This is a genomic window from Microbacterium sp. Z11_20 (assembly GCF_057197605.1).
In genome coordinates this window covers 1,002,854-1,009,468 of record NZ_JBXVOQ010000001.1, presented here as the reverse complement: position 1 = coordinate 1,009,468, position 6,615 = coordinate 1,002,854, and the positions used below count along the sequence as shown (strand labels likewise).

At 66.2% G+C, this 6,615-nt stretch carries 9 protein-coding genes; 7 read left to right on the top strand and 2 right to left on the bottom strand.

The window, feature by feature from the left end; all coding sequences use genetic code 11:
* The coding region (locus tag AC2DFQ_RS04920; protein WP_484533113.1) for a hypothetical protein at positions 1-877 on the top strand (877 nt) is incomplete at its 5' end.
* A 141-nt stretch (positions 878-1,018) separates the two neighbouring features.
* On the opposite strand, the gene AC2DFQ_RS04915 is transcribed toward AC2DFQ_RS04920, so the two are convergent.
* Complete coding sequence (locus AC2DFQ_RS04915) at positions 1,019-1,450, bottom strand: Ltp family lipoprotein (protein ID WP_484533112.1); 432 nt, start codon at positions 1,448-1,450, stop codon at positions 1,019-1,021.
* A gap of 632 nt (positions 1,451-2,082) precedes the next feature.
* Here AC2DFQ_RS04915 and AC2DFQ_RS04910 point away from each other — a divergent pair.
* From AC2DFQ_RS04910 to AC2DFQ_RS04895, 4 genes are all read left to right on the top strand, one after another.
* Positions 2,083-2,286, top strand: a complete 204-nt coding sequence (locus tag AC2DFQ_RS04910) for a hypothetical protein (RefSeq protein WP_484533111.1) — start codon at positions 2,083-2,085, stop codon at positions 2,284-2,286.
* A 453-nt stretch (positions 2,287-2,739) separates the two neighbouring features.
* Positions 2,740-3,090 (top strand): hypothetical protein, encoded by a 351-nt coding sequence (locus AC2DFQ_RS04905; protein WP_484533110.1) that lies wholly within the window; start codon positions 2,740-2,742, stop codon positions 3,088-3,090.
* On the top strand, positions 3,087-3,887 hold the full coding sequence (locus tag AC2DFQ_RS04900) for a M23 family metallopeptidase (RefSeq protein ID WP_484533109.1): 801 nt from the start codon (positions 3,087-3,089) through the stop codon (positions 3,885-3,887). Before AC2DFQ_RS04905 ends, AC2DFQ_RS04900 begins: the two co-directional genes overlap by 4 nt.
* 125 nt (positions 3,888-4,012) lie before the next feature.
* Positions 4,013-4,282 (top strand): hypothetical protein, encoded by a 270-nt coding sequence (locus AC2DFQ_RS04895; RefSeq protein ID WP_484508959.1) that lies wholly within the window; start codon positions 4,013-4,015, stop codon positions 4,280-4,282.
* Positions 4,283-4,408: 126 nt separating this feature from the next.
* Here the strand turns inward: AC2DFQ_RS04895 and AC2DFQ_RS04890 are convergent, their stop codons facing one another.
* Positions 4,409-4,822, bottom strand: a complete 414-nt coding sequence (locus AC2DFQ_RS04890; protein ID WP_484533108.1) for an NUDIX hydrolase — start codon at positions 4,820-4,822, stop codon at positions 4,409-4,411.
* A 48-nt stretch (positions 4,823-4,870) separates the two neighbouring features.
* Here AC2DFQ_RS04890 and AC2DFQ_RS04885 point away from each other — a divergent pair, with 48 nt between their 5' ends.
* Together AC2DFQ_RS04885 and AC2DFQ_RS04880 are read left to right on the top strand one after the other, a co-directional pair.
* Positions 4,871-6,349: an SDR family NAD(P)-dependent oxidoreductase gene (locus AC2DFQ_RS04885; protein WP_484508961.1), complete on the top strand. Its 1,479-nt coding sequence runs from the start codon at positions 4,871-4,873 to the stop codon at positions 6,347-6,349.
* Positions 6,346-6,561 carry a putative acetyltransferase gene (locus AC2DFQ_RS04880; protein ID WP_484508962.1) on the top strand — a complete coding sequence of 72 codons (216 nt, stop codon included), beginning with the start codon at positions 6,346-6,348 and terminating at the stop codon, positions 6,559-6,561. The genes AC2DFQ_RS04885 and AC2DFQ_RS04880 overlap by 4 nt, the downstream gene beginning before the upstream one ends.
* Positions 6,562-6,615 lie beyond the last annotated feature (54 nt).

Below are 6,615 nucleotides of genomic sequence, written 5' to 3'. Positions count from 1 at the left end.
GGGCCTCGACACCGGCGCCCTGCTGGGCGGGATCAACACTTCCTGGATGCAGGGCCTCGACACCGGCGCCCTGCTGGGCGGGATCAACACTTCCTGGATGCAGGGCCTCGACACCGGCGCCCTGCTGGACGGGATCAACACTTCCTGGATGCAGGGCCTCGACACCGGCGCCCTGCTGGACGGGATCAACACCTCCTGGATGCAGGGCCTTGCGGACCTCATCGGTAGACGGTTTCCTGGCCTCCCGTCGAACTGGTCGGGCGTCTCCGCGAGAGCCCATTTCGACGAGGATGAGTTGCGGTCGATCATCCTAATGGAAGGTATCCCTTTGGCATGGGTGCCCAGTTCGGCGCTCATCGACCGACTGCTGACAGCCGAGCACGCGAGGGCGCGGCGCGAGTTGATTCGGAATGGGTGGCGTGGGATTCTGCGCGACTGCGTGAGCGCCGCGGGCGAGCTGCCTAGCCAACAGGCTAGATCTCACGCGCGGTTCGTCAACTTGTCGGCGTCCGCGATTCGGGATGGCCACTACGAAGCAGCGCAGGCCCTCGCAGCCAACCTTGTGGACACGCTCGGTCGATCGTTCATTAAGGCTCAAGCAGTGGGGTACAACTGGTCGCTTGTCACTGCGAAGAATCAACGCCCGGAACTGTCGAAGCTCTCTTTGCGCGCTCTAATGGTGTTTGGGCCGCTGGCTGTTGGACATGCCGCCTACCACCCGGGCGATGCGATCCCGAGGGCCTTCTCTCGGCACGCCACCGCTCACGGTGTTTCGCCGCGACAGTACACGAGGGTCAATAGTCTGATCGCGTTGATGAACGCCACAGCGCTGCTGTGTTGGCTTGAACGGGACTCCGAGGTTTTCAGCGCGAAGTAGGTTTGCCATCTCGGGTCAGGCGGCCCGGGGAAATAGCGTTCGCGTCCGCGCAGCGCCGACACCAAATCTTGTTCGACCCTATACGGGTCCGTCAGCGCGCGAACGAAACGGAGAAGTCTGAGCAGTCGTTCGATGGCGGTTTCAGTACCCGACGTCAGACAGACCGAAGTCGATCTGATCGGGTGTGAATCCCTCGTGTTCCAATTGCTCGAACAAGCCTCGTCGAGAGAATGAAGATGTCCTCAGGTAGGCCGCTGCTGACCGGGCCGCCTGGCGGTTCCAATCAGCGTTGACAGCGTCGACGGCGGCGGTCGCTTCGTGGTCGGAGAACCCATCATGGCTAAGCTGCTCAATCAGGCTCCGCCTAGAGAACGAAGCGGAAGAAATGTAGCTCTTCGCCGAATTGATCGCTTGGCCTGACCAGTCTGGATCTGCTGCCTCTACCGCGATGCGTGCTTCGTCAGCGGAGAAGCCCTCGTGCTTCAGCTGGTCGATGAGGGCGGTACGCGAGAATCCGCTCATGCGCAGGTACTCCTTAGCCGACTTCACGGCGTTCTCCTGCCCCAGCGTCATCGCTGGCCTCGGCGTAGCTGACCTCTGGGGTGTCGGTGCCATACCCCGCGCCGGGGGTGCGGTCGTGGCCGCGGCAGGCTCATCCGCGGGCGCGCCGAGCTGTTGCGAAGTGCGCGCGTTGTCGGTTGGCCCGTCTTTTCTTGTACTGCTGCCTGCTCCGGCGGGCTCGGCAGCAGCGAGGGCACTCTGCGAAGTGCCGCTTGCAGGTGCGACGGGCTTGCGGGCAAGAGTGAGAACGGCGCCTGCAACGAAGAGGGCAACCGCGACAGCGCCGACGACCACGATGGGCCAGGTTGGTAGCAAGGTCACGAAGATGTTGGCGCGAGCCGCACCGGGGTCCGCTGAGTGATCGAACGTTGTAACGAGGGCACTGTACAACGCTCCCGCTCCAGCGGCGCCGAACCAAAGCGCCGATGCAATCTCCCTTCGACGCGACTTACTCATGGCGCCAGCGTATCGACGCACGATCAGCATCAAGCCTCAAAGCCGACGCAAGTCGATCAACCGGTGGCTATCGACGTCCTTCTTGATCCGGGATCGACTCCCCACTTAGCCTGGGACGCTGGTGAAACGAGGTGCGCCGACCTAGGTTCAGATGCGTGGGGAACTCGGGATTCAGTGATCTTGACGGCATGTTCGACGACATCCAAAGGCAGGCAGTCGCCGATGCGCATGAGCATTTCGCGCAAGACGTCGCCGCGACAGCTCGTGCAAATGGTATGAGGACGGCTGATCAGATCGAGATTGAAGTCGAGTCGGATCAGGCTGAGGCAGGCTGGGCGATTGACGCCGAACGCATCCGCCGACGTGCGAACGAGATCCTGGTTTCGGGCTAATCGCCGCAGGCGTCCCACATCCGATCGCAGCGATCGCAGGCGCCGTGCAGCGCTACATGCTGACGAGGTGCCCAAGTCGCTCAGTGCGCGGATGCCGGTCCTCGGGCGCGCGGCCCCTGTGACGGGCAAATCGGTATCGACGCCGCACCGCCAGCGCACGGATGACCCGCCCGCACGAATGCCCGATGATCGAGCGCTAACTACGACACCCGACGTCAGTCCAGGCCCAGGCAGTCACGATCCAGACCCAACGCGGCCAGCCGAGCAAGACGAACAGCGATGCACGCGCGCATCGGGGGATGAGGGCATCGGAACGCCTGCGAGGAACGGCAGGTTTCGGGATGTATCCATCGATGAGCGGCCTGTCGGGGTGAATCCCGATCCACGCATCATCTTGACGACTCGCTTGATCTTCTCCACGGGAGCAGCGACCGCGTCAGATACCCTGACGCAGTGCTCACGCCAGTAGCCACACAGGAAATCGCCCAGACGACGGTTGAGTTAATCGCGAGCGGGTCGGACCGGGCGCGTGAGGAACAAGCTCGACGCACCATTTTCTACGACCTGGCGCGCGCCGAGGCGCGCGGATCTGACGGTCGGCTCTTCGTCACCGTCCCTTACCGAGACACGAGTCCTGCCATCGTTGCCGCCGATGGCACATACGTCGCGCTGTACACCAACCCGGGCGATGTCACTACGGCTGTCTTCTACGGTGATGTGGCCGCGCTGACGGGTGACGAGTACGCGCGATACCTCAGCGGAGAGTTGCCCGGAGGGCTTGACGAAGACGAGCACGTCGGATGAGCGCGGACACCCCCGGCGTTGAGGCTGGCTCAGGGCCCTCACGGCGCGGCTTCATCATCGGAAGCGCCGTCGTATCCGCCGCGGCCCTCGGCGGGAGCTGGCTTTTCCCTGACCGCGCTCAGGCCGATGTCGTATGGGGCTTTCCGCTCGCCCGGTACATCACCCCGAGCTACGGGTTTGGGATGCGGAGCGGCCGCCTTCACGCGGGAATCGACTACCCGGATTCGTCGGGACCACCCGTGTACGCCGTGGCCGATGGTGTCATCAACAATGTTTCGACCCACGTCAACTACGGCCATTTCGTCGAGATCGAACACGACAACGGATGGTCTAGTTTTTACGCCCATCTCCGGGCTCAGTCGGTGTCGCGTGGCGTCCGCATCACCCGCGGAACGCAAGTCGGCCTCATGGGCAACACCGGAGCTTCGGAAGGCACTCACCTTCATCTCGAGATGCGCACGAGGCCCGGCGGGACCGCGTTTGACCCTGCTCCCTACGTCAATAACAACAGTCCGCTACCAGGCTCCAACCCCGCGCCGTCCCCTAGCCCAATGGAGGAAGTCGAAATGCAGACAGTGGTCTCTGCCCCTAACGGAACGGTTGTCCACATCAGCCCCGGTGCCAAGGTCAACTTCACCAACGTCGCTCAATACAACTCGTTCCGTGACCAGGTGAACTTCCTCCGGGCCCGTGGCGGTACGAACATGATGCCCATGCCGCCGCTAGAACAAGTCGCCACCGTCTCCTGGGAGACGTTCATCTTCCTCTGCAACATGCACGGAGTGAACCCGAACTGACGCCCACGTCACTGCGGAGCGTCGCGCGGAGGCGAGCGGACTGCTCCGGTCCAGCATTCGACAGGTGATGCACAAGGCGCTCGGGCCTGCGCTGGTGCAGCGGCGCTCGACGGGATAATGGATGAATGTCCTCCTCTGTCGAACGCCGCTCCAACCCGTCTGCCTGGGCCGCGTTCTGGGTCGCGCTGGCCGGCCTCGTGCTCATGCCCATTCCGCTGTTCATCGGGTTGATTCTCGGCGGCGGCCTCTCGATCATCGCCGCAATCCTCGCCGTGATCGCCCTTCTCAAGGGGCTCGCGCGCAGCGGCAAGGGCATCGCGCCCGTCGTGTTCGCCGGGATCTTCATCGCGCTCACCTGGGGCGGTATCTCGATCGGCGGCGGCACCGTCTGGTAGGCCGGCGAGCGGTGGCTACCGCGGGGCGGCCGATCGGCTCGAGGGCGGCGAGCTCGCCGGCGGTGTGCTCGCTCTGCGCCAACGCGGCCAGCAGTCGGCGACGCGTCGCGTCGTCGAGGGGCGTGGTCAGCGGGAGAGGAAGTTCTCGCGCGCGAGCGGCGCTACCTCCAGGTGCTCGGCATCGGCCGCCGACACCCACCGGAGCTCGGCGATCTCGGCTCCCACCTCCGGATGCTGCGACCCGATGTCGGCGCCGAACACCTCGGCGACCACGAGGAACCCCGGTTCGTTGGCCGCCGCGGCGGTGTAGGTGCCGAGTGCTCGCAGGTCATCCGGGCCCACCTGCACGCCGATCTCCTCCGCGAGTTCCCGGCGGAGGGTCTCGCTCGCCGACTCGCCCGGTTCGGGCTTCCCACCCGGCTGCATGAATGCGGAGGTGCCTTCCTTGCGCACGAGCAGCAGTCGGTCCTCGGTATCCACGATCACGGCCGCCGACACGTGGATGCGGCGGGGCTCCGGAGGAACGGGGGAGGAGTGCACCGTCGCACGGTAACAGCATCCACGCATCCCGTCGAAGTACCATCGGGTGTGCTTCCCGATACCTCTGCCCCTGCTCTGACCCCGAGCGGAATCGACCCGGCAGACCTGGAGACCACCCTCCGCGTCCTCGAGGGCATGGCGGGGCTGGACGCGACCCATCCCGACTTCATCGCCGTGCGGCAGGCGACCGCCCGGATGTTCAAGGCCGTGAAGAAGGAACGACGCCGCGAGATCCGCGAGGCCATCGCCCAGGCCGACCGCGAGGTCGTCGCCGCCACGGCGACGGGTGCCGCCGACCGGATCGACGACGAGACGCGTGGAATCCCGATCACCACCGCGACCACCGCGCCCACCGCCGGCACCCTGCTCAAGGCGCGCGGGTGCTACATCTGCAAGCAGCCGTACACGGTCGTCGACGCGTTCTACCACCAGCTGTGCCCCGCCTGCGCGGCGATGAGCCACCAGAAGCGCGAGGCGCGCACCGACCTCACCGGCAAGCGCGCGCTGCTCACCGGCGGCCGCGCGAAGATCGGCATGTACATCGCGCTGCGGCTTCTCCGCGACGGCGCGCACACCACCATCACGACGCGCTTCCCTCGCGACGCGGTGCGTCGCTTCAGCAGCCTCCCGGATGCGTCGGACTGGCTGCACCGCCTCAAGGTCGTCGGGATCGACCTGCGTGATCCGGCCCAGGTGATCGGGCTCGCCGACGACGTGGCGGCGGCCGGGACCCTCGACATCCTCATCAACAACGCAACCCAGACGGTTCGGCGCTCACCCGGCGCGTACCAGCCGCTCGTGGATGCGGAACTCGCTCCGCTCCCCGACGGGCCGCTCCCCGAACTCCTCACCTTCGGTCACACCAACGACCAGCACCCTCAGGCTCTCGAGCGCTCCGTCGCCGGGCATCCGATCCTCGCCGCCGCCGCAGCGCGCGCCGATGAGTTGACCGAGCAGGCGATGGCGGCCGGCTCCAGCTCGCTCGAGCGCCTCGCGGCGGGAACCGCGATCGATGCCGGCGGGCTGATCCCCGACCTCCACGATGCGAACTCGTGGACCCAGCGCGTCGAGGAAGTCGACCCCCTGGAGATGCTCGAGGTGCAGCTGGCGAACACGACGGCGCCGTTCCTCCTGGTGTCCAAGCTCCGCCCGTCGCTCGCGGCGAGCCCCGCCCGGCGCACCTACATCGTGAACGTCAGTGCGATGGAGGGTGTTTTCGGCCGCGGGTACAAGGGTCCGGGGCATCCGCACACCAACATGGCCAAGGCCGCCGTGAACATGCTGACGCGCACCAGCGCGCGCGAGATGTTCGAGACCGACGGCATCCTCATGACCAGCGTCGATACCGGCTGGATCACCGACGAGCGCCCGCACCCGACCAAGGTGCGCCTGGCCGAAGAGGGCTTCCACGCCCCGCTCGACCTCGTCGACGGTGCCGCGCGCGTGTACGACCCGATCGTGCGGGGAGAAGCCGGCGAAGACGTGTTCGGGGTGTTCCTCAAGGACTACGCACCCGGCGCCTGGTGAACCTCCCCGCGCCGGGTCGCCGCGTCGTCGTGCGCTATCTGCTGCCGTCGGGACAGGCGACGGATGCGCTGGGCGAACTGCTGAGCGCCGACGCGTCGGTGGTCGTGGTCGACGGAAAGCGCGGCATCGAGCGCATCGCCGTGTCGGACATCATCGCCGCGAAGGAAGTGCCGCCGCCACCGGAGCCGCGCTTGCGCCGCGCGCCGCAGTAGACGCCGCGCGCCTCGGCCCGCTCTCCTGGCCTTCCGGAGGGCCGCTCCCCGCGT

Excerpts from the sequence above, each read along its gene's own strand:
- AC2DFQ_RS04915 (WP_484533112.1), bottom strand. The coding sequence starts at position 1,450 with ATGACGCTGGGGCAGGAGAACGCCGTGAAGTCGGCTAAGGAGTACCTG.
- AC2DFQ_RS04910 (WP_484533111.1), top strand. The coding sequence starts at position 2,083 with ATGTTCGACGACATCCAAAGGCAGGCAGTCGCCGATGCGCATGAGCAT.
- AC2DFQ_RS04900 (WP_484533109.1), top strand. The coding sequence starts at position 3,087 with ATGAGCGCGGACACCCCCGGCGTTGAGGCTGGCTCAGGGCCCTCACGG.
- AC2DFQ_RS04895 (WP_484508959.1), top strand. The coding sequence starts at position 4,013 with ATGTCCTCCTCTGTCGAACGCCGCTCCAACCCGTCTGCCTGGGCCGCG.